Source organism: Vibrio sp. JCM 18905 (assembly GCF_055393305.1).
On sequence record NZ_AP043880.1, the window covers coordinates 594,828 to 617,714 of the forward strand.

The following is a 22,887-nucleotide window of genomic DNA, read 5'->3' on the forward strand; positions in this document are numbered from 1 at the left end:
AACAAGATCGCCTTAACTATAAGGATTGACCGTTAAGGATATTGAATTTCGATCGTTTGCAGCTGGTAACCTGCTTGACGGTAAATTTTATATCTTTCTCTTGCGAGTTGTTTAGCTTTTTCTTCGCAGGGCACGAAGTCTACCACTTGAGCAAACTTGTTCGCAAAGGTTGTCTCATTTTCCGCCAAATTAATTACCAATTGACGATTCCAAGACGGCTTTACACCGTTATGGCCGATCTCAATATTGGTGGCGTATTTCGGTCCTTCGCCTACGAGGTTATGTGCCATGAACTTGTCTGCATCAACTTGCCAAAAGGCTTCAGCGAGCTGCTCGGCGTGTGGTTTGTCTTGGCAGTTTAAATACACTTTAGCGCCTTGGCGGGCAAAGTGCTGCGCCAAAAACACAATGTACTCTTCAAAGCCAGCCACCGTTGCTTGCGGGCTCTCTTCGTTAATGATGTAGAAGGTTGCAGTTTGCATCATTCTCTCACTTGCCTTGGGTCTCTTCCTAAGACCATCTTAAATCCCATTTTCATTTTAGAAAATTAGGATAATAAAAAAGGGCCTTGCGGCCCTTTTAGATGTTGTTCAGAAATTACTCTTCTGTCTCTTGGCCGCTGCGGTTCAAAAGGAATTGGACAAGCATTGAGACAGGACGGCCCGTTGAGCCTTTCGCTGCGCCTGATTTCCACGCAGTACCTGCGATATCGACGTGAGCCCAGTTGTACTTCTTCGCGAACTTAGATAAGAAGCAACCCGCAGTGATAGTACCAGCAGGGCGGCCACCAATGTTTGCCATATCCGCAAACGGGCTCTTCAACTGCTCGTGGTACTCATCTGCCATTGGTAGACGCCATGCACGGTCACTCGCTTGCTCTGAAGCGTTAACTAGCTCATGAGAAAGAGGGTTGTGGTTAGAGATAACGCCACTGATGTGGTGACCTAGTGCGATAACACAAGCGCCGGTTAGCGTTGCAACGTCAACCACGCAGTCTGGTTCGAAACGCTCTACATAAGTCAGTGCGTCACAAAGAACAAGACGACCTTCCGCATCCGTGTTCAGAACTTCTACAGTTTGACCAGACATGGTTGTAAGGATGTCACCTGGACGGTAAGCGTTGCTGCCAGGCATGTTTTCACAGCCTGCTAGAACACCAATAACGTTGATTGGTAGGTTTAGCTTCGCTAGCGCTTTCATTGTACCGAATACAGATGCTGCACCACACATGTCGTACTTCATCTCATCCATACCTTCGCCCGGTTTTAGAGAGATACCGCCTGAATCGAAGGTTAGACCTTTACCTACTAGCACAATAGGTTTTGCATCTGAGTCAGGGTTACCTTTGTACTCGATGATAGACATCATAGATTCGTTTTTAGAACCACGACCTACTGCTAGGTAAGAGGTCATACCCAGCTTTTCCATCTCTTGCTCACCAATAATTTTGGTGGTTACGGTTTCGTAATCGTCCGCTAGACGACGAGCTTGAGAAGCAAGGTAAGCTGGATTTGCTACGTTAGGCGGCATGTTGCCAAGGTCTTTTGAGGCTTTGACACCTGATGCGATAGCTAGACCATGAGTGATTGCTTTTTCACCCAAGTTCAATTCACGACGCGTTGGTACGTTGAAAACAAGCTTGCGCAGTGGGCGGCGAGTCTCAGGTTTAACGCTCTTGAATTGATTAAATGTGTATAGACCATCTTTAGTCGCTTCTACAGCTTGGCGTACTTTCCAGTATGTATCGCGACCCTTAACATGCAGTTCAGTTAGGAAACATACCGCTTCCATTGAGCCTGTCTCGTTAAGTGTGCTGATCGTCTTTTGAATGATTTCCTTGTACTGGCGCTCGCCAAGTTCGCGCTCTTTGCCGCAACCGACAAGTAAAACGCGCTCTGACAAAACACCTGGTACTTGATGCAGTAGCAGCATCTGACCAGGTTTACCCTCTAGATCACCACGGCGAAGTAGTGAACTGATGTAACCGTCACTGATTTTATCAAGTTGTTCGGCTACTGGAGAAAGGCGACGTGGTTCAAACACACCAACAACGATACATGCGCTACGTTGTTTCTCTGGACTGCCACTTTTTACACTGAACTCCATGCGTACTCCTACATCCTGAAGACAAATTGCTCTAAATGTTAGATAATGATCGCTTACTTGTTGAATTTTAGCTCCAGGCTTACATGCAGAGCTGATTAAGCGACTAACATCTAGTTTATAATTTTTAAAAAAATAAATGGTTCAACGGGAAACTATAGTGATTCGACCAAAAAAACAAGTTTTGTATAGGTAATTTCAGCGTGATTATTGTTAGATATTTGATCCGCGAAACACTCAAGAGCCAATTTGCGATTTTTTTCGTACTTTTTTTGGTGTTTGTAAGCCAGAAATTCATAAGTGTTCTTGCTGATGCTTCTGATGGGGATATTCCTGCTGGATTGATTTTCTCGATTGTTGGTTTGAACATGCCAGCAATGGGTCTGTTAATGCTGCCTTTGAGTCTGTATATCGGCATATTGATCACCTTTGGTCGCCTGTATGCAGAGAGCGAAATTGTCGTGATGAACGCGACAGGTATTGGTAACAAATTCTTGGTACAAGCGGCCTTGTACTTAGCGCTGATTACTTCTGCTGTGGCGGCTTTCAATGCATTGTGGTTATCGCCGTGGTCTCAAGACCGTGTAGAGCAACTTTATGAGCAAGTGGCAGCAGAAAACAGCGTTGACTTGCTAAAAAAAGGGCAATTCCAAGGCACGCCAGATGGTTCATCGGTTGTCTTCATCGATGACATTAAAGACAATACATTGAGCAACGTTTTTGTCGCGCAGATGCGCCCGAGAGATTCAGTATTGCCGAGTGTGATGTTCTCGTCCTCTGGTGAAGTAAAAGAACTGTCGGACGGCCGTCAGGTCATCACCATGAAAGAAGGCACGCGTTATGAAGGTGTGCCTACTCGCGTTGAATATATGATCACAAAATTCGATGAATACGAAGGCGTTATCGGCCAGCGTGAGGTCAAAAAGAAAGGGCGAGATTGGGAAGCGTACCCAACGGTTGATTTGATTGGACACCCAGACCCAGAAGCGCAAGCAGAGCTGCAATGGCGAATTTCGTTATTTGTGTGTATTCCACTCTTAACGATGCTGGTTATTCCTTTGTCGGCGGTGAATCCGCGTCAGGGACGATTTGCCAAAATGGGGCCCGCGATTCTTATTTATCTAGCGTATTTCCTGGCGATCAGTGCAACAAAATCTGCATTAGAAGATGGTGACATTCCGGCGGCAATCGGCATGTGGCCTATTAATGCGATGTTACTGATTGTCGCAATCATGGCCAATATGATGGACAGCGTTGCTGCTCGACGAATAAAAGACAAATTCCGTAAGAAGAGGCTCGCGTAAGCTGTGTTCAAAATCTTAGACCTTTACATCGGTAGAACCATCATCTCTACCACTGCCTTGGTTTTAGCGACGTTTGTTGGCTTATCGGGCATCATCAAATACGTAGAACAGTTACGTAAAGTAGGGCGAGGCGTGTATGACCTCACTCATGCATTGTATTTTGTGTTGCTCAGTGTGCCGCGTGATATCGAAATGTTCTTCCCAATGGCGGCATTACTCGGCGCCCTGATCGGCTTAGGTATGTTGGCGTCAAGCTCTGAGCTGGTGGTGATGCAAGCTGCTGGTTTCTCAAAGTTGGATATCGGGTTGTCGGTGCTCAAAACGGCGGTGCCACTTATGCTTATCGTTATGACGTTAGGGCAATGGGGCGCTCCAGAAGCACAAAAAATGGCGCGTGACTTACGTGCGTTTGCGATATCGGGAGGTAGTATTGTCTCAGTTCGTTCTGGAGTTTGGGCTCGTGACGCAAACGACTTTATCTTTATAGGTAAAGTCGAAGACGACAAGCTTTATGCTTTAAATATGTGGCGTTTTGATGATGATAAGAATCTACAAAAGGTTATCTTTGCTGAAGAGGTCGACTATCAACAAGATAACAATTGGTTGATGCGAGACGTACAAATCACGGATATGAAAAATGAAAACGTGATTTCGAAGCAAGACATCGAACAGATGGAATGGCATACGTCATTGGCTCCAGATAAGCTAGCTGTGGTGACGGTAAAGCCTGAAGAGTTATCACTGAGCGGTTTGTATGATTACGTGACCTATCTGAAAGCATCAGAGCAAGATGCATCTCGCTATGAATTGGCGTTTTGGCGTAAGTTGACACAGCCGCTTTCAATTGCCGTGATGATGTTGATGGCGCTATCGTTTGTTTTCGGTCCACTCAGAAGTGTGACCATGGGGGCAAGGGTATTATCGGGTGTGGTTGCCGGGTTTACTTTTTATATATCCAGTGAGTTCTTTGGCCCATTAAGCTTGGTATATGGCATATCCCCAGTGTTTGGTGCATTGGCTCCGAGTCTGGTGTTCTTAGCCATTGCGATTGCGCTGCTGAGAAGAAAGCTGTAGCTGAAGTATCACCGAATAAACCATGCTTCATCGGATAAAGTGTAAAAGGAAGGCATTATGCCTTCCTTTTTTGTATTCCCGGATAAGTTAGTTTGCCTTAGGCAACACAACAACCTCTGTTTTTGCCCAAATGTCGTGGAAACCACGTTTCTTGGGATCAATCGGCACAGTCAGGTTTGCCAAACCAAAGCCAGATGTTGCAATGCGGATCAGGGCTTGAGTGACTGTAATCGGCGCACCGTCTTTGGCATTGCGAACTCGAAGTTTCCAAGCGCGCATCCCAAGTGTTTGCCCTGCTCGCGTCCAGAAGAAGACAAAGAAGTAAATCCATACAACCGCAAGATACAGTGTAAATAGAGGGCTTAATACAGGGTGCTTTCCGAGCATATCAGCGGCATCTGCGTACTCGCCGTAGCTCAACAGCCCTGCTGCATTTAGTGCAAATACAACGGCCATAACAATACCTGCGGCCATCATTTCAATTGCGATAATAATCAATGTGTCGTAAATCAACGCTGCAAGTCGACGAAAGAGACCAGCAGGTGGAAGAGTTGTAGACGTTGTCATTATTCCATCACTTACCTTAAAAATTGTGCGTCAGAATATAGATTCCCTCACCAAGAGAAAAGAGACCTAACGCACAGAGTCTTTAATTATGCATAAACGAAGTGACTTTTCTGCTGTGTGTTATGAATATATACCATGATGTACAATGCCTTTCGGTAACCTATTTCAACTGAATTTTACTTGCCTAACCATTAGCTTTTTGGTCTGTAACTAGATTAGACAGATGAGAGAGTTGGTGTTTCTCATCTTCGGTATAATGCTGGCTCAAGGAGAGCTCTAAAGCTTTTTCTGATAGCTTGGTTGCAGGTGATAAAAACAACTTGGGGTGCATACTAGAAAGAGCCAGCAAGGCTTTTTGTAGGCGAATCTGTATTTGGAGTTGCGCTGCACCATCGTGCGCGATTGGCAAAAAGACATCATCAAATAAATCTTGGCAGCTTAATGCGGGCACAAATAGCCTAGGGTATCGAGTCTTGGTGGGAGGTTCGCTGAGTAACTCTCCCCACAATGAAAGGGCTCGTACAGAACGCCCAAGAACATCAATCGCGGTACCGTTATCATTCACGGCGGGGGAGAGAGCTCGTGAGGCAATCTCCGCTATGACGACTAATCCAAAACGAGGATCTTGATCATAGGAACGCTCCGTTCGAATCGTGAAGGCCGCAGTTATTTCGTTTTCGTCTGGCAACGCTCCACAAACCCAAGCCAATGGTTGACTCATATACACAAAGCTTCCTGGTTGTCGTTCAAGATAGATAGTGCATTGGTTTGCTTCGGCAATACTATCGAGATGATGCATATCAACATGCTGTAAGTAGCCAATTTCTTGGCTGAAAATAGGTGTACTTCCTCTGGGTTTATGTTCTGGGTGGCTCCACGGGTGAGCACCTAGCCAACGCTCTTTGCCCCGTTTTCTTATCGCATCTAACAAGGCTTGCTCCACGTATGACGTGGTTTCACTGACCCTCCCTAGTACGGAAAGGTGCTGAATCCAACGTAGCAGAGTGAGTATGATCATCACGATCACGGCGATGGTAACGATGAATAGGTAAATTTGTGCTTGTTGATGATAGGCGCCAATGCCTAGCGCGATAATGCCTACCAAACTAAATAGAAAAGAGCCAAGAAAGGTCGCCAAAGCATTTTGTGTTGTGCTGTCTTCCATCAACAGTTTGGTGGCCCGTGGCGTTACCCCTGCACTAGCGGCACTGTACGCTGAGACCATTATATTGAGCGAGAATGTGGTCACCGCAAGCATGGAAGTCGCGAGGATATTTAATATGTTGTTAAGCAAATCCTTACTGACGTTGATTGCAGGAGGCAGAGTAATGAACTGGTTTAAAACAATGGATATTAGGGCGGTGGCGACAGCAAGTAAGGCATAAAGTGACGTGCGAACCCACAATTTGCGCGTCATTTGCTTCAGTAACCATTGCCATTTTGACCCAGTCATTCGCATGCTCCTATTAGGTTCTTACTCGAAAGTCGATAGAAAATTCAGAAAGTTATTCTTGCTTAAGCATAGGTTAAATCTTCCTCGTTCTACTTGGAATTTCATGCATCATGAGAGTAAGAAAGCCGCTTGCTTCAAAGAATGGTGTTCTTGAGGTGTGAATTACCAAGATTCTGTTACCTTAATTGATAGATGCATTAAAAGTATGTGATTGATAAGAGGTAGCCATGATTGTAATTACAGGTGCAAGTAGCGGTTTAGGGGCAGAGTTGGCAAAGCGTTATGATGCGGAAGACAAAGAGACATATATCATAGGAAGAAACACAGAAAAACTATCCGCACTAGCAAAACAACTCTCTCATAACGTCGGCTATCAAGCTTGCAACCTCTCATTACATCAAGATGTGAAACACCTATTTGATGGGATGAAACAGCCGCTTGAAATGGTCATTCATAGTGCAGGAAGTGGTTATTTTGGCGAACTGGAAGAGCAGGAGCCGGAAGAGATTCAAAAACTGATTGATAATAACCTGAATTCCGCCATTCATGTATTAAGAGAGTTAGTAAAGCGTTACAAAGATCAACCGATAAAAGTGGTCATGGTTATGTCTACTGCTGCGCAACAGCCTAAAGCGCAAGAGTCTACGTATTGCGCTGTGAAGTGGGCTGTCAAAGGATTAATCGAGTCGGTTCGTTTGGAGTTAAAAGGAAAGCCAATGAAAATTATCGCGGTTTATCCTGGTGGAATGGATACGGAATTCTGGAAAACAAGCGGCAACACGATGGACACGAGTCACTTCATGCAAGCGGAAGATGCTGCTGAGATGCTCCATACAGCTTTGTCGAGCATTGGGAATGGTTATGTTTCTGATATTACAGTGAATAGAATTTAAAAAGAGTTACGTATACACATTTTCACCTGGATCAGTAGTAGGAAATGGAGCGTACGTTTCTTATGAGTACAGCTTTGTCACACTTTGTGGCGAAATTATCAGCAAACGATAGTTATTTAAGGTATTTCTGCTTGCGCAGGTCAAAAGCTTCCGTATAATGCCAACCATCAAAGGGCAATAGCCCAAAGATGCCGGTGTGGTGAAATTGGTATACACGACGGATTCAAAATCCGTTGCCTTCGGGCGTGGCGGTTCAAGTCCGCCCACCGGTACCATATATAGAAAGGTCGCTCTTATAGCGGCCTTTCGTCGTTTTAGGTGCTTGTAAATATCAAAAGAAAGTTAGCGTTGCCTTTGCGGTGGCGGTAGGAGTGCTTGTCCAATCAACTCTGCCCACGGGTACCATAATTCATATGATAAAGCCTCAACGAAAGTCGGGGCTTTGTTGTATCTAGGGTTTGTGAATTCAAATCCAGCGTGGCGTCAGGAATGCCAGGCCCAGTCACTCCACTCTTTACTGCTTTCCATTTTTACTTTTCTAAAAATAAAAAAGCGCGAGGGATTACCTCGCGCAAGCTACTACATGATAATAGTAGGGAACAGCTTATAGAGCTGTGAACAAGGTGTTCTGTGAGTCAGGTGTCCAATCGGCTTGAGATACGTGTGGCACATTGACGAGATAACGTTTGCCAGAGTACGTCACAACATCTCCCTCTTTATATGAAACATTCACTTCCCAATTTGTTGCCGGATCAGCATTGGTCCAAAGGCTAGAGGTTGGGGAAGGTGCCCAGTCCTGCTGTGCGTTATGGCTGGTCACTGCTTGGTAAACGGTGCCTAAATGTAGGACGTAGTCGCCAGCGTTGTAGCTATGACCAACTTGCCAGTTTGGTGTGTAGTTATCCATCGTATCGAATACATAGCCAGCTTGTTTTGCTAGTCGGATAAATTCCGTTAATTTAGGTAAATTCTTGGTTGCGCCCATTCCACGCTTACCGTCTTCAAACAAAAACTCATGCGTTAGAATAATGACCTTGTCTGCGTGGAGTGGTGTACCACATGGAAACTCTTGTGCTTTTGAATTGATAGGGTTGATGGTGGTAGGAGCACAGTTGTTCAATGCTGCATCTACGTAACCTAGGAAAGGTTCTGCCTCTGTTAGACTGTTGGCTGGCATTGCTATCCCCCAGTTTTCAGGTGCCCAATCCACATCCCAACCATGTGTTTGATAGCCTTTATTAGCCAGAATGTTTTGTACCGCAATTGAGGCTTTCACACTGTTTGACGGGTCGTTGATATTACAAACGTAGCCTGGTTCCCAAGGTTTAAAGTCATCAGACGTTGCACATAATCCATCTGCTTTGAAGTCTTTAGTCACGCGCCAGCCGTTGGTGTAGGGCAGTCTAGCAAACTCTGTTGCCTTATAATTCGGGTAGCTTGTAATGTTAGGCAGATACTTTTCTAAAACAGATAAGTTTTCTGTAAACATTGAGGCATCGTAAACAGGATCTTGGTACGAGTTAAGCTGGTGGTCGCCGGTAGCATTACATTCTGCTGCGCTATTAGGTCCAAACTCATCAACGCAGTTATGAACCATATGATCGTAACTATGATTCGCGACAATATGACCAGTGTCTAATGCGAGCTTTAAGGCTTCTAGCGAACGGTCTTCATTCTCATCACCAATTCCGTCTAAGTGCCAAGCATTAAAGTAAAACGTCGCTTTGATATCTTCTTGGTTAAGTACTTGAATAACGTCAATAGATGCATTGATTGGTCCATCATCAAACGTTAGATAAATGGTGCCTTTAGAGTCGGTTTGAGCAAATGAGTATTGTGATAGTGCGGCACTTACAAGCATTGCAATAGCCAATTTATTAAATTTCATTCTCTATTCCTTTTTAGAAATTAATAACGACGTTGTCAGTAGTAATATATTGATAATTTGAAACCTAATGTGGTGTCTTAATTTATTTCCTGACTTTTATCCTAGACCTAAATAATTACTAAAAAACAGGTCGTATTTTCTAAATTGGGATTGTGTTCACGAATAATGCAACCGGTTGCGCTTTTTTGTCTTGGTTATTTTTGCTACAGTTTTTGCAGGTTGAAATTTACACAACGGGAGTAAGGCTATGAAAAAGATCCTTTTATGCTGTAGCGCAGGGATGTCAACCAGTATGCTTGTTAAAAAAATGGAGCAAGCTGCTGAAAATAAAGGAATTGAGTGCAAAATTGATGCGATGTCAGTGAATGCATTTGAAGATGCAATTAAAGAGTACGATGTTTGTCTTCTCGGGCCTCAAGTACGTTTTCAGCTAGAAGAGCTAAGAAAAACGGCGCAAGAGCATGGTAAAAACATTGATGCGATTTCTCCTCAGCATTATGGAATGATGAAGGGAGAGGAAGTACTAGAGCAAGCATTAGAATTAATTAACTAAACCATAGTTTTAAATTAAAAAAGATAACTGTACATCAAATATAAATATTTGATGCGGGATTCTTTTGCCTAAAATAAGGATGGATTCTATGAAGCTTTATGACGCAATTATAGGCGCAGTCGAAAAGCATATAGCCCCTATAGCAGCAAAAGTGGGGAATCAGCCCCATGTTCGAGCAATGAGAGACGGTTTTATAGTTGCAATGCCGTTTATTATTGTCGGTAGTTTCATTTTGATTTTTGCATTCCCACCATTTGCCGAAGACACGACCTTTACTTTTGGTCGAATTTGGCTCGATTTCGCCACCACACATTTTGATACCATAATGATGCCCTACAACATGTCGATGGGGATCATGACCATTTTTGTTTCGCTCGGCGTTGCTTATAGCTTAGCTAAGGCTTACAAGATGGATGGGATCACTAGTGCTGTATTGTCGCTGATGTCTTTTTTACTCATCGCGGCCCCAGCTAAAGATGGCGCGCTGTCTATGTCACACATGGGAGGAACCGGGATCTTCACCGCAGTGATGTGTGCATTCTTCTCGGTAGAGCTCTACCGTTTTATGAAAAAGCACAACATTACGATTCGCATGCCAGAGCAAGTTCCACCGGCGATTGCACGATCATTTGAAGTGCTGTTACCAGTCTTAGCGATATTCATTACCTTATACCCACTTAGCCTTTTCGTGCAAACCCAGTACGACATGCTGATTCCAGATGCGGTCATGGCAGTCTTTAAGCCTTTAATTAGTGCGTCTAACTCATTGCCTGCCATTATTGGCGCTCTATTGCTTTGCCAACTACTTTGGTTTGCGGGTATCCATGGTGCTGCAATTGTTGTGGGGCTGCTTTCTCCAATTTTCTTGACCAACATTGGTGCCAACATCGAAGCCTTTGTTGCAGGTGAACCGATTCCAAACGTATTTACTCAGCCTTTCTGGGATTTTTACATATTTATCGGTGGCTCTGGTGCAACACTTGCTCTTGTTATGCTGATGTCATTTAGCCGTTCTGTTCACCTTAAGAGTATTGGTCGAATGAGTGCGGTGCCTGGCTTCTTCCAAATCAATGAACCTGTGATCTTCGGTAGCCCAGTTGTGATGAACCCGACCTTGTTTATCCCGTTCGTCTTCGCTCCAGTCATCAACGCTACGATAGCGTACTTTGCTGTGCATGTCGGCTTTGTGGGTATGGGGGTCGCTACAACGCCTTGGACAACACCAGCACTGATAGGTGCTTCGTGGGGGAGCGGTTGGACCTTTGCTCCAGTATTGCTCGTCATTGGTTTATTGATTCTTGATCTAATTATCTACTTCCCATTCTTCAAAATGTTTGAGAAGCAAATGTTGGAGCAAGAACTACCGACGACGAAAGATACTAAAGATGAGGCGCAACCTTCAGGCGAAGGTGTTACTGCTTAACGGTGCTTAATGGGCCGCAATTACCGCGGCCCGATTTTCGGAGAGAAAATGATGGAACAAGAATTGGTTGTAATGGAGATCATCTGCAATGCTGGCGAAGCCAGAAGTTTGAGCTACGAGGCGTTGCGTTTATCTAGAGAACAAGATTTTGATGCGGCTGAGGAGAAGCTCTCTCAAGCAAGAGAGTGCATTAACAAAGCCCACTTAATTCAGACTCAGTTGATTGAGGAAGATCAGGGGGAAGGGAAAGTCCCGATGACGTTAGTGATGGTACATGCTCAAGATCACTTAATGACCACGATTTTGGCTCAAGAAATGGCTGTAGAAATCGTTGCACTGAACAAAAAAATCTCGAACAAATAAGGGGAGAAAAATGTCTAGAGAGGCGATCAAACTTGCCATTATTGGCGGTGGTAGTAGCTATACCCCTGAACTGGTTGAAGGGGTTATTAAGCGCTTAGAATATTTACCCGTTAAGAAGATTCATTTTGTGGACATTGAGTCAGGGGCTGAGAAGCTTGAGATTATCAAAGGTCTAGCGCAGCGAATGGTTGATAAAGCAGGTGCAAAGATTGAGATAAAAGCAGACTTTGATCGTCGTGCTGCGATAAAAGATGCGGACTTTGTGATGACGCAGTTCCGTGTGGGTGGCCTTGCTGCTCGTGCTAATGACGAGCGAATTCCAATTAAATACGACGTCATCGGCCAAGAAACAACAGGCCCTGGTGGGTTTGCTAAAGCACTGCGAACCATCCCGGTTATTCTTGATATATGTAAAGATATTGAAGAGTTGGCACCCAATGCATGGATGCTCAATTTCACCAACCCTGCGGGTTTGGTCTCTGAAGCCGTCAGTAAGTACACCAAAGTAAAGAGTATTGGTTTATGTAATGTGCCGGTTTCGATGGAAATGATGATCGCAGAAATGATGGAGTGCGAGCCAAAAGAGCTACAACTGGAGTTTGCCGGATTAAACCATCTCGTTTGGGTGCACAAAGCATGGCTCAATGGAGAAGATATTACTCAAACGGTATTAGAGAAAGTCGGTGATGGTGCTAACTTCAGCATGAAGAACATCTGGGAAGAACCGTGGGATCCAGCATTTTTAAAAGCGCTGGGGGCGATACCATGTCCTTACCATCGTTATTTCTATCAAACCGATGCTATGCTCGCTGAAGAGAAACAAAGCGCGGGTGAAAAGGGCACTCGTGCTGAGCAGGTAATGGAAACAGAAAATGCGCTATTCAAGCTCTATCAAGATCCTAATCTCGATCATAAGCCGAAAGAGTTAGAAGAGCGGGGTGGGGCTTATTATTCAGATGCATCACTAAACTTGGTTGATTCAATTTATAACAATCGTAATAGTATTCATGTTGTTAACGTCTTAAATAACGGAGCGATTAACGGCCTCCCCGACGATGCTGTGATTGAGTGTAGCGCGGTGATTGGTAGTTGGGGCGCGAAACCTCTTGCGGTTGGTGAGCTGTCAAACAATATCAAAGGATTACTCTATCAAGTCAAAGCATATGAACAGTTGACAATAGACGCTGCTGTTGAAGGTAATTATGACAAAGCGCTCATGGCATTAACCAACAACCCATTGGTGCCAGACATTGGTCGTGCCAAGTCAATTCTGGATGATATCCTAGCGGTGAACGCTCCGTATTTACCTCAATTTAAACTAACGACGTTGTAGTACTAAGGAAGGGCGCCAATGAAAGTCATTTTTAATGCTGATGATTTTGGTTTAACGAGAGGTGTAAATAACGGCATCGTAAAAGCTCATCAGCAAGGTGTTGTTCATTCAACCACCATGATGGTCGGTATGGATGCTGAGAAACATGCTTTAGAGTTGGCTCGCCATAATCCAGACTTGAGAATTGGCGTTCATCTTAGGTTTACAGCGGGAGTGCCTCTAACTGGGCACCCTAATTTGACCAACGGTCGAGCGCATTTTATCAAATACGACGAACTGTGGGGTAAGCAGGACTTCGAAACTCAGGTCATTTATGACGAAGCAAAAGCTCAGGTGGAACATTTTTTATCGCTTGGGTTAGAGCTAAGCCACTTAGATAGCCATCATCACGCGCATACTCACCCTCAAATTTTGCCCGTTATTAAAGAGGTAGCGAGTGAATACCGAGTGCCACTGCGGGGCACTGGCTTGTGTCAAGAATCGATGACAACAAGGTATGTCTTTACTGACGAGTTTTACGATCAAAAAGTAAGTTTAGATGGTTTGATGGCGCATTTATTGAGTCTAAAGACAAACTATGATTTGGTTGAGGTGATGTGCCACCCGGCAGAGGCCGATCAAGCGCTGATTTTAAAGAGTGGTTATGCGCTTCAGCGAGAGCTAGAGTTACAAGTTCTAGCCTCTCCCATTTTAAAAGAACAGTTAGCTCAACATGGTATAGCTGTCACGGATTACTCTGAGCTCGTTTCTACCAATCAAATGGTCGGTGTATGATTAAAGGCTGCCAGCTTCGCCCCCTATAAGCACCTTACGAATTGCTGGCAGCCGTTCTACACAAACGGATATTTAATAACAATTGCAGTTGGACCCAATAGCATTATGGCAAGGATTAAAGATGTCGCCGAACTCGCCGGTGTAAATCGCTCTACCGTTTCTCGAATCATTAATGGGGAGGGGAAGTTTCGCGAAGAAACTCGAAAAAAAGTAGAGCAAGCTATGGCGCAACTGAATTATCGCCCGAGTGCGATTGCTCGTTCACTCGCAACCTCATCCAGTAATATGGTTGGCTTATTGGTGACTTACTATACGGGGGGCTTCTTTGGCGAGATGATGGAGCAGGTTCAGACTGAGCTGGATATTCATAAAAAGTTTCTGATTACCGCTCAAGGACATCATTCTGCAGAAGGTGAAAAGGAAGCCATTCAGCGTTTTAATGATCTGCGTTGTGATGGCTATGTCCTCCATAGTCGTTATTTGTCAGATGATGATTTACGTGAATTAGCAAAACAGCCTACGCCTTTCGTTCTTCTGGATCGCTATGTTGAAGGAATAGAAGAGCGTTGCGTTACTTTTAATCATCATCATGCAAGCCGTATTGCCGTCGAGCATCTTTTAGCTGGTGGTCATAGAAAAATCGCCTGTATTACCGGTCCATCCCAACGTCATAATAGTTTATTAAGAAAGCTTGGGTACGTTGATGCGATGAAGGACGCAGGTATCGATATTGACGAAAGCTGGTGTGAAGAAGGGAATTATGGTCGGCAAAGTGGTTATGATGCAATGGCTGCAATTTTACAACGACACCCTGAAGTTACTGCAGTCTTTTCTTGCAGTGAGGAAATGACGGTCGGTGCAATGCAGTACTTACACGAGCACAATATTTCAGTACCGGAGCAAATCTCTTTAACTAGCTTTGACAGTGTCGACCTTTGTGAAAGCCTTTATCCTACAGTGTCGGCAGTGCACTTTCCTATCAGTGATATGGCCCGTGTAGCGGTACAAACATTAATGGGGTTAGTCAAAGGTCAAGAAATAATAGATAAGCCAACGTTCGAGGCTCAGCTTAAAATACGCAAAGCAGATCGCACCTTAAAGTAGCTTGCTTTTGCTCATTAAATGAGTCATTAGAAATGACCATCTGATGTTTTGATACTTACTGATGAATTTATTCACAAAATTTACTAGTATTCTAACTCTCTTAGGCAACGTAAATCAGTAGTGAATAAGTGGCAGCCATTAAACTTACGGTCGATCGTATTCAACCCGGATTACATATCCGTCTTCCGCTAAAGTGGAACGATCACCCTTTTCTACTCAATAGTTTTAAGATTAAAGATCAAGAACAAGTCGAGATGATCCGTCACCTCGGTGTAAAGTTCGTTTACTTTAATCCAGAGCAAAGTGATGCGGCACCACTTCCAGTCGACCAGATACAAGCTGATAGAGTAACGAATGAAGCGTCGCTAGATCATGAAACTCAAAAACTTTGGCAAGAAAAACAAAACCGCATAGAAAAGTTAAGTGCGTATCGTCGACGCGTTATCCAGTGCGAAAAAGAGTTTGAGCGCTCTCTTGCGCGTATGCGCTCGGTCATGACGAAAATTCGTAATCGTCCAACAGCTGCCGTTGATGAAGCGAAGCTTCTTATTGAAGATATCGTCGAGAAGTTAATGTGTGATGATAATGTCACTCTACACCTGATGAACGGTAAAAATGAGTTTGAAGATATTTATTTCCATTCGTTGAACGTTGCTGTTATCGCCATGATGATTGGCCGTGCTAAGGGGTACTCAGCTGCGCAGTTGAAAGAGCTTTCATTCTCAGCGCTATTCCACGATATCGGGAAAATAAAAATTCCTACCGCAATATTAAGAAAGCAAGCACCGCTGACGGAACCAGAAACTAACTACTTAAAGTTGCACACCAAATATGGAGTAGACCTTGCGAGCCAAATAGAAGGTTTTCCCGAAGTTGCAAGAGTTGTGATTGCACAGCACCATGAACTAAGAGATGGGTCTGGCTATCCCAAAGGTCTGAAAGGAGATGAGATCAACGAGTTTGCTCAAATTATTGCTGTAGCTAACGCATTTGATAACTTGTGTCATACACCTATAGTCTCAGATCAAAAAATTCCTTATACCGCACTCTCTCATTTATATAAGAACTGTAAACACCTATATAAAGAAGAAAACCTGAATATCCTGATTAAGTTTATGGGCGTGTTTCCTCCAGGCACTGTGGTTCAGCTTTCCAATAATATGGTGGGCTTGGTTATCTCAGTGAATGCATCGCATCTATTATTCCCAAATGTATTGGTTTACGACCCATCAGTGCCAAGGACGCAGGCGCCAATCATTGATCTTGCATCAAAGGATATAAAGATAGTTAACGCGATTCATCCGTCTAAATTGCCGGAGAAAATCAAAGAGTATCTTAATCCGCGTTCACGCATTTCTTACTTCTTCGATAGTGATGAGTAGTTATCCACAGATTTTTGTGGGTAAGCTGTAGAAATCTTGAGTGTTATTTTGGGGTGATTTTTAGGTTGGATGGAAAGTATCCATTTGGCATGTTTTTTAGAAAAAAATGTACTTTTAGTATTGCCAAAGAAAATCTTCTCCCTATAATGCGCATCCATCGACACGGCAGACGCCACAAGGCTTCAGCAATGTCGAAGAGGTAAAAAGGTTCTAAGAAAAATTAGTTGAAAAAAGTGTTTGACACTAACAACCAAATCGCTAGAATGCACCTCCGCTTTGAGAGAAAAAGTTCTCGCAAAGCAAGCTCTTTAACAATATAGACCTATCAATCTGTGTGGGCACTCGTTGATGATAATCCAATTAGAAACTTCGGTTTCAAATTAGGTTTCAATGAAACGAAGTGACCATTGAATCTTCGGATTCAGCACAGTCAATTCAAACATTACTTATGTAATGTTCAGTATTCATTGAGCCGAACAAAATCTTAAATTGAAGAGTTTGATCATGGCTCAGATTGAACGCTGGCGGCAGGCCTAACACATGCAAGTCGAGCGGAAACGAGTTATCTGAACCTTCGGGGAACGATAACGGCGTCGAGCGGCGGACGGGTGAGTAATGCCTAGGAAATTGCCCTGATGTGGGGGATAACCATTGGAAACGATGGCTAATACCGCATGATGCCTACGGGCCAAAGAGGGGGACCTTCGGGCCTCTCGCGTCAGGATATGCCTAGGTGGGATTAGCTAGTTGGTGAGGTAAGGGCTCACCAAGGCAACGATCCCTAGCTGGTCTGAGAGGATGATCAGCCACACTGGAACTGAGACACGGTCCAGACTCCTACGGGAGGCAGCAGTGGGGAATATTGCACAATGGGCGCAAGCCTGATGCAGCCATGCCGCGTGTGTGAAGAAGGCCTTCGGGTTGTAAAGCACTTTCAGTCGTGAGGAAGGCGGCGTCGTTAATAGCGGCGTTGTTTGACGTTAGCGACAGAAGAAGCACCGGCTAACTCCGTGCCAGCAGCCGCGGTAATACGGAGGGTGCGAGCGTTAATCGGAATTACTGGGCGTAAAGCGCATGCAGGTGGTTTGTTAAGTCAGATGTGAAAGCCCGGGGCTCAACCTCGGAATAGCATTTGAAACTGGCAGACTAGAGTACTGTAGAGGGGGGTAGAATTTCAGGTGTAGCGGTGAAATGCGTAGAGATCTGAAGGAATACCGGTGGCGAAGGCGGCCCCCTGGACAGATACTGACACTCAGATGCGAAAGCGTGGGGAGCAAACAGGATTAGATACCCTGGTAGTCCACGCCGTAAACGATGTCTACTTGGAGGTTGTGGCCTTGAGCCGTGGCTTTCGGAGCTAACGCGTTAAGTAGACCGCCTGGGGAGTACGGTCGCAAGATTAAAACTCAAATGAATTGACGGGGGCCCGCACAAGCGGTGGAGCATGTGGTTTAATTCGATGCAACGCGAAGAACCTTACCTACTCTTGACATCCAGAGAACTTTCCAGAGATGGATTGGTGCCTTCGGGAACTCTGAGACAGGTGCTGCATGGCTGTCGTCAGCTCGTGTTGTGAAATGTTGGGTTAAGTCCCGCAACGAGCGCAACCCTTATCCTTGTTTGCCAGCGAGTAATGTCGGGAACTCCAGGGAGACTGCCGGTGATAAACCGGAGGAAGGTGGGGACGACGTCAAGTCATCATGGCCCTTACGAGTAGGGCTACACACGTGCTACAATGGCGCATACAAAGGGCGGCCAACTTGCGAGAGTGAGCGAATCCCAAAAAGTGCGTCGTAGTCCGGATTGGAGTCTGCAACTCGACTCCATGAAGTCGGAATCGCTAGTAATCGTGGATCAGAATGCCACGGTGAATACGTTCCCGGGCCTTGTACACACCGCCCGTCACACCATGGGAGTGGGCTGCAAAAGAAGTAGGTAGTTTAACCTTCGGGGGGACGCTTACCACTTTGTGGTTCATGACTGGGGTGAAGTCGTAACAAGGTAGCGCTAGGGGAACCTGGCGCTGGATCACCTCCTTAAACGATGATTATTGCGATGAGTGTTCACACAGATTGATACGGTTTAGATTTCAGAGCAAAATTGGTTCTGCGTAAAATGCTGAAGCAATTTATGTGGGGCTATAGCTCAGCTGGGAGAGCGCTTCGCTGGCAGCGAAGAGGTCATCGGTTCGAACCCGATTAGCTCCACCACATACTTCTGTGTCCCGTTCGTCTAGAGGCCTAGGACACCGCCCTTTCACGGCGGTAACAGGGGTTCGACTCCCCTACGGGATACCATCTTTAAGTGTACTTGATTAAGTGCTTTTAAAAATGGTTACTTCTTTGAAGTGATTAGCTCTTTAACAATTTGGAAAGCTGACAAAACAACAATTTATTGTTGTTTGTAAAGTTCTCAATGTTTGTCTTTATGACAAACACCAATACAACACATTCAAGTGTTCTTGGCTTTTGTCTTACTTTTTCAAAGTAAGGGAGAAGAAAAATTGAGTCCGGCAAAATCGAGTCTGCATCATGTTTAAATAATTGCAGACAACTTTGGTTGTTTAAACAACATCCTCAAGAATCGCTTCGCGAAACTCTTTGGGGTTGTATGGTTAAGTGACTAAGCGTACACGGTGGATGCCTTGGCAGTCAGAGGCGATGAAGGACGTATTAACTTGCGATAAGCCCAGATTAGGTAGTAAAAACCACTTGAGTCTGGGATTTCCGAATGGGGAAACCCACTTACATAAGTAAGTATCGTTATGTGAATACATAGCATAACGAGGCGAACCGGGGGAACTGAAACATCTAAGTACCCCGAGGAAAAGAAATCAACCGAGATTCCGAAAGTAGCGGCGAGCGAAATTGGACTAGCCCTTAAGCTTTATAGGCGTCAGGTGAACAAGCTGGAAAGCTTGGCGATACAGGGTGATAGCCCCGTAACTGACGACGCATATTCAGTGAAATCGAGTAGGGCGGGACACGTGATATCCTGTCTGAATATGGGGGGACCATCCTCCAAGGCTAAATACTACTGACTGACCGATAGTGAACCAGTACCGTGAGGGAAAGGCGAAAAGAACCCCTGTGAGGGGAGTGAAATAGAACCTGAAACCGTGTACGTACAAGCAGTAGGAGCAGGCTTTGTCCTGTGACTGCGTACCTTTTGTATAATGGGTCAGCGACTTATATTCAGTGGCAAGGTTAACCATCTAGGGGAGCCGTAGGGAAACCGAGTCTTAACTGGGCGTTCAGTCTCTGGATATAGACCCGAAACCAGGTGATCTAGCCATGGGCAGGTTGAAGGTTGAGTAACATCAACTGGAGGACCGAACCGACTAATGTTGAAAAATTAGCGGATGACTTGTGGCTAGGGGTGAAAGGCCAATCAAACCTGGAGATAGCTGGTTCTCCCCGAAAGCTATTTAGGTAGCGCCTCGGACGAATACTACTGGGGGTAGAGCACTGTTAAGGCTAGGGGGTCATCCCGACTTACCAACCCTTTGCAAACTCCGAATACCAGTAAGTACTATCCGGGAGACACACGGCGGGTGCTAACGTCCGTCGTGGAGAGGGAAACAACCCAGACCGCCAGCTAAGGTCCCAAATTACTACTAAGTGGGAAACGATGTGGGAAGGCTCAGACAGCCAGGATGTTGGCTTAGAAGCAGCCATCATTTAAAGAAAGCGTAATAGCTCACTGGTCGAGTCGGCCTGCGCGGAAGATGTAACGGGGCTAAGTAGTAAACCGAAGCTGCGGCAATGCACTTTGTGCATTGGGTAGGGGAGCGTTCTGTAAGCGGTTGAAGGTGTGTGGTAACGCATGCTGGACGTATCAGAAGTGCGAATGCTGACATGAGTAACGATAAAGGGGGTGAAAAACCTCCTCGCCGGAAGACCAAGGGTTCCTGTCCAACGTTAATCGGGGCAGGGTAAGTCGACCCCTAAGGCGAGGCCGAAAGGCGTAGTCGATGGGAAACGGGTTAATATTCCCGTACTTCTTACAATTGCGATGGGGGGACGGAGAAGGCTAGGTGGGCCTGGCGACGGTTGTCCAGGTTCAAGTGCGTAGGCTGAAGAGTTAGGTAAATCCGGCTCTTCTTAAGGCTGAGACACGACGTCGAGCATCTACGGATGTGAAGTCATTGATGCCATGCTTCCAGGAAAAGCCTCTAAGCTTCAGATTGTAAGGAATCGTACCCCAAACCGACACAGGTGGTCGGGTAGAGAATACCAAGGCGCTTGAGAGAACTCGGGTGAAGGAACTAGGCAAAATGGTACCGTAACTTCGGGAGAAGGTACGCTCTCGACGGTGAAGTCCCTCGCGGATGGAGCTATTGAGAGTCGCAGATACCAGGTGGCTGCAACTGTTTATTAAAAACACAGCACTGTGCAAAATCGCAAGATGACGTATACGGTGTGACGCCTGCCCGGTGCCGGAAGGTTAATTGATGGGGTTAGACTTCGGTCGAAGCTCTTGATCGAAGCCCCGGTAAACGGCGGCCGTAACTATAACGGTCCTAAGGTAGCGAAATTCCTTGTCGGGTAAGTTCCGACCTGCACGAATGGCGTAATGATGGCCACGCTGTCTCCACCCGAGACTCAGTGAAATTGAAATCGCTGTGAAGATGCAGTGTACCCGCGGCTAGACGGAAAGACCCCGTGAACCTTTACTACAGCTTGGCACTGAACATTGACCCTACATGTGTAGGATAGGTGGGAGGCTTTGAAGCGCAGTCGCTAGATTGCGTGGAGCCGTCCTTGAAATACCACCCTTGTAGTGTTGATGTTCTAACGTCGACCCCTTATCGGGGTTGCGGACAGTGCCTGGTGGGTAGTTTGACTGGGGCGGTCTCCTCCCAAAGCGTAACGGAGGAGCACGAAGGTGGGCTAATCACGGTTGGACATCGTGAGGTTAGTGCAATGGCATAAGCCCGCTTGACTGCGAGAATGACAATTCGAGCAGGTGCGAAAGCAGGTCATAGTGATCCGGTGGTTCTGAATGGAAGGGCCATCGCTCAACGGATAAAAGGTACTCCGGGGATAACAGGCTGATACCGCCCAAGAGTTCATATCGACGGCGGTGTTTGGCACCTCGATGTCGGCTCATCACATCCTGGGGCTGAAGTCGGTCCCAAGGGTATGGCTGTTCGCCATTTAAAGTGGTACGCGAGCTGGGTTTAGAACGTCGTGAGACAGTTCGGTCCCTATCTGCCGTGGGCGTTGGAGAATTGAAAGGGGCTGCTCCTAGTACGAGAGGACCGGAGTGGACGAACCTCTGGTGTTCGGGTTGTGTCGCCAGACGCATTGCCCGGTAGCTAAGTTCGGGATCGATAACCGCTGAAAGCATCTAAGCGGGAAGCGAGCCTTGAGATGAGTTCTCCCTGATACTTTAAGTATCCTAAAGGGTTGTCGTAGACTACGACGTTGATAGGCAGGGTGTGTAAGCGTTGTGAGGCGTTGAGCTAACTTGTACTAATTGCCCGTGAGGCTTAACCATACAACACCCAAGGGGTTTTGATGGATTCAATGAAAGAACATTGAATGTGTAAGAACGAGAATTAAAAAAACAGCTTTCCGAATTATTCGATTTGCAAGCAAATCTCACCCTAAAGGGCCGCACTAAAGTGCGTTTGAATTTGCGAGCAAATTGATAAAGAATTTGCTTGGCGACCATAGCGTTTTGGACCCACCTGACTTCCATGCCGAACTCAGAAGTGAAACGAAATAGCGCCGATGGTAGTGTGGGGCTTCCCCATGTGAGAGTAGGACATCGCCAGGCTTTAAATTTAGTTTTCTCCTTTTTAAAAAGTTGAAGACAAAAGTTAAGAGAGCCCGTTTGTAAAAGCGGGCTTTTTTAGTCCTTAGGGACACAAATAATGTGCTGATATGGCTCAGTCGGTAGAGCGCATCCTTGGTAAGGATGAGGTCCCCAGTTCGATTCTGGGTATCAGCACCATTTATTGTTTGTTTTGGACTTTAAATTAAAGCCTAAAACAAAACGTAAAGAATTTGCTTGGCGACCATAGCGTTTTGGACCCACCTGATTTCCATGCCGAACTCAGAAGTGAAACGAAATAGCGCCGATGGTAGTGTGGGGCTTCCCCATGTGAGAGTAGGACATCGCCAGGCTTTAAATTTTGGACACTTGCTTATTAAAGCGAGTGATACCACTGCGGAGTGGTAGTTCAGTTGGTTAGAATACCGGCCTGTCACGCCGGGGGTCGCGGGTTCGAGTCCCGTCCACTCCGCCACTTATATTAAGCCTCAGTCGAAAGACTGGGGCTTTTTCGTTAATATGAGTATACTTTTTCCTTTAATCGAATGAGTCCCGCGGAAAAGGCCTGTTAGTAGCCCAGAGCCGCTGCCACCTATATTAAGCTTCACTTGAAAGACTAAGACTTTTGGTATCTGTAGTGCCAGCTTTATCCGCAACCGAGTTTCACAATTCTAGTTGAATGTAACCTTGCTCATTTCTCTACAGATTCGAACCTATAGTAAATGCTGGAGATTGATGGGTTATATCGGTCATTAGACCGATGAATCCGCATAAGCTAGCTCGTAGTCTCATTCTTGTCACTGCGTATTTCGTTAACGCTCCTCTCTAATAAGAGTTTTCTACTGCTACTTCGCAAATATTCATCGTTCTAGTGTTCTGGATAGTCCCTAGG

General features: G+C 45.5%; 15 protein-coding genes, 5 tRNA genes and 4 rRNA genes. 19 read left to right on the top strand and 5 right to left on the bottom strand.

Annotation, left to right across the window (positions count from 1 at the left end; genetic code table 11):
• Positions 1-32: 32 nt before the first annotated feature.
• Entirely contained in the window at positions 33-482 is a 450-nt protein-coding gene (locus ACZ5ZC_RS19405; RefSeq protein WP_046873623.1) for a DNA polymerase III subunit chi, read from the bottom strand.
• Between the two features lie 115 nt (positions 483-597).
• On the bottom strand, positions 598-2,106 hold the full coding sequence (gene pepA / locus ACZ5ZC_RS19410) for a leucyl aminopeptidase (protein WP_005397459.1): 1,509 nt from the start codon (positions 2,104-2,106) through the stop codon (positions 598-600).
• A 200-nt stretch (positions 2,107-2,306) separates the two neighbouring features.
• On the opposite strand from pepA, the gene lptF reads away from it, so the two are divergent.
• Entirely contained in the window at positions 2,307-3,407 is a 1,101-nt protein-coding gene (lptF, locus tag ACZ5ZC_RS19415; protein ID WP_006742363.1) for an LPS export ABC transporter permease LptF, read from the top strand.
• Between the two features lie 3 nt (positions 3,408-3,410).
• Complete coding sequence (gene lptG / locus ACZ5ZC_RS19420; RefSeq protein WP_046873614.1) at positions 3,411-4,481, top strand: LPS export ABC transporter permease LptG; 1,071 nt, start codon at positions 3,411-3,413, stop codon at positions 4,479-4,481.
• An 87-nt stretch (positions 4,482-4,568) separates the two neighbouring features.
• On the opposite strand, the gene ACZ5ZC_RS19425 is transcribed toward lptG, so the two are convergent.
• Both ACZ5ZC_RS19425 and ACZ5ZC_RS19430 read right to left on the bottom strand, forming a co-directional pair.
• The gene (locus ACZ5ZC_RS19425) at positions 4,569-5,048 is read right to left on the bottom strand and encodes an RDD family protein (protein ID WP_005397453.1); all 480 of its coding nucleotides are present in this window, start codon (positions 5,046-5,048) and stop codon (positions 4,569-4,571) included.
• A gap of 184 nt (positions 5,049-5,232) precedes the next feature.
• On the bottom strand, positions 5,233-6,501 hold the full coding sequence (locus ACZ5ZC_RS19430) for a DUF2254 domain-containing protein (protein WP_464932204.1): 1,269 nt from the start codon (positions 6,499-6,501) through the stop codon (positions 5,233-5,235).
• 227 nt (positions 6,502-6,728) lie between these two features.
• On the opposite strand from ACZ5ZC_RS19430, the gene ACZ5ZC_RS19435 reads away from it, so the two are divergent.
• Both ACZ5ZC_RS19435 and ACZ5ZC_RS19440 read left to right on the top strand, forming a co-directional pair.
• The gene (locus ACZ5ZC_RS19435) at positions 6,729-7,394 is read left to right on the top strand and encodes an SDR family NAD(P)-dependent oxidoreductase (protein WP_464932205.1); all 666 of its coding nucleotides are present in this window, start codon (positions 6,729-6,731) and stop codon (positions 7,392-7,394) included.
• A 190-nt stretch (positions 7,395-7,584) separates the two neighbouring features.
• Positions 7,585-7,669 (top strand) — tRNA-Leu (locus ACZ5ZC_RS19440).
• A gap of 329 nt (positions 7,670-7,998) precedes the next feature.
• Here the strand turns inward: ACZ5ZC_RS19440 and ACZ5ZC_RS19445 are convergent.
• Positions 7,999-9,282: a carbohydrate-binding protein gene (locus ACZ5ZC_RS19445; RefSeq protein WP_464932206.1), complete on the bottom strand. Its 1,284-nt coding sequence runs from the start codon at positions 9,280-9,282 to the stop codon at positions 7,999-8,001.
• Between the two features lie 247 nt (positions 9,283-9,529).
• Here ACZ5ZC_RS19445 and ACZ5ZC_RS19450 point away from each other — a divergent pair, with 247 nt between their 5' ends.
• From ACZ5ZC_RS19450 to ACZ5ZC_RS19520, 15 genes are all read left to right on the top strand, one after another.
• Positions 9,530-9,835: a PTS sugar transporter subunit IIB gene (locus ACZ5ZC_RS19450; RefSeq protein ID WP_025767645.1), complete on the top strand. Its 306-nt coding sequence runs from the start codon at positions 9,530-9,532 to the stop codon at positions 9,833-9,835.
• Between the two features lie 88 nt (positions 9,836-9,923).
• Entirely contained in the window at positions 9,924-11,258 is a 1,335-nt protein-coding gene (locus tag ACZ5ZC_RS19455; RefSeq protein WP_048626863.1) for a PTS sugar transporter subunit IIC, read from the top strand.
• 51 nt (positions 11,259-11,309) lie between these two features.
• On the top strand, positions 11,310-11,621 hold the full coding sequence (locus ACZ5ZC_RS19460) for a PTS lactose/cellobiose transporter subunit IIA (RefSeq protein WP_031780628.1): 312 nt from the start codon (positions 11,310-11,312) through the stop codon (positions 11,619-11,621).
• Positions 11,622-11,631: 10 nt separating this feature from the next.
• Complete coding sequence (locus tag ACZ5ZC_RS19465) at positions 11,632-12,954, top strand: 6-phospho-beta-glucosidase (protein WP_005397437.1); 1,323 nt, start codon at positions 11,632-11,634, stop codon at positions 12,952-12,954.
• Between the two features lie 18 nt (positions 12,955-12,972).
• On the top strand, positions 12,973-13,728 hold the full coding sequence (gene chbG / locus ACZ5ZC_RS19470; RefSeq protein ID WP_464932207.1) for a chitin disaccharide deacetylase: 756 nt from the start codon (positions 12,973-12,975) through the stop codon (positions 13,726-13,728).
• A 105-nt stretch (positions 13,729-13,833) separates the two neighbouring features.
• Positions 13,834-14,832: a LacI family DNA-binding transcriptional regulator gene (locus tag ACZ5ZC_RS19475; RefSeq protein WP_006742369.1), complete on the top strand. Its 999-nt coding sequence runs from the start codon at positions 13,834-13,836 to the stop codon at positions 14,830-14,832.
• 128 nt (positions 14,833-14,960) lie between these two features.
• Positions 14,961-16,214 (top strand): HD-GYP domain-containing protein, encoded by a 1,254-nt coding sequence (locus ACZ5ZC_RS19480; protein WP_054868202.1) that lies wholly within the window; start codon positions 14,961-14,963, stop codon positions 16,212-16,214.
• Between the two features lie 486 nt (positions 16,215-16,700).
• Positions 16,701-18,253 (top strand): 16S ribosomal RNA (locus ACZ5ZC_RS19485).
• Between the two features lie 95 nt (positions 18,254-18,348).
• Positions 18,349-18,424, top strand: a tRNA-Ala gene (locus tag ACZ5ZC_RS19490).
• 11 nt (positions 18,425-18,435) lie between these two features.
• A tRNA-Glu gene (locus tag ACZ5ZC_RS19495) sits at positions 18,436-18,511 on the top strand.
• A 315-nt stretch (positions 18,512-18,826) separates the two neighbouring features.
• Positions 18,827-21,716: ribosomal RNA gene (locus ACZ5ZC_RS19500) — 23S ribosomal RNA — on the top strand.
• Positions 21,717-21,881: 165 nt separating this feature from the next.
• Positions 21,882-21,998: ribosomal RNA gene (gene rrf / locus ACZ5ZC_RS19505) — 5S ribosomal RNA — on the top strand.
• Positions 21,999-22,099: 101 nt separating this feature from the next.
• A tRNA-Thr gene (locus ACZ5ZC_RS19510) sits at positions 22,100-22,175 on the top strand.
• 56 nt (positions 22,176-22,231) lie between these two features.
• Positions 22,232-22,348: ribosomal RNA gene (rrf, locus tag ACZ5ZC_RS19515) — 5S ribosomal RNA — on the top strand.
• The 16S, 23S and 5S rRNA genes sit together here with 4 tRNA genes alongside, the layout of an rRNA operon.
• Before the next feature lie 45 nt (positions 22,349-22,393).
• Positions 22,394-22,470, top strand: a tRNA-Asp gene (locus tag ACZ5ZC_RS19520).
• Positions 22,471-22,887: the final 417 nt, after the last annotated feature.